The sequence below is a fragment of the Sedimentibacter sp. B4 genome (genome assembly GCF_000309315.1).
Classification (GTDB): Bacteria; Bacillota; Clostridia; order Tissierellales; family Sedimentibacteraceae; genus Sedimentibacter; species Sedimentibacter saalensis.
This window is the reverse complement of the sequence record NZ_CANG01000136.1, coordinates 1-235: the sequence shown is the minus strand read 5'-3', so window position 1 is coordinate 235 and position 235 is coordinate 1. Positions and strand designations below refer to the sequence as shown.

Below are 235 nucleotides of genomic sequence, written 5' to 3'. Positions count from 1 at the left end.
CGTGACCCGCTCCCCCGCCCGCAGGAGCCCGGTGTGCACGCCGCTCAGAGGCTCAGGCACGAGTGAACCCCCACAACCCGAGCATCTGCCCGCTCCCGAACGGTTCGCCGACCAGGTCGACGCCCTTGGCGAGGAACAGGACCCCGTTCCCCTGCGAGACCGGCAGTACCGTCGCGTCGGCTGCGGCCTGCTGCTGCAGTTCGGTCAGGGCCGCGGTGCGCGCCGTCCCGTTGGT

Annotated in this window: 1 protein-coding gene; it reads right to left on the bottom strand. The window is 72.3% G+C overall.

Annotation, left to right across the window (positions count from 1 at the left end; genetic code table 11):
* Window positions 1-52: 52 nt before the first annotated feature.
* A partial coding sequence (locus BN358_RS26140) for a hypothetical protein (RefSeq protein WP_040582491.1) occupies window positions 53-235 on the bottom strand: 183 nt, incomplete at its 5' end.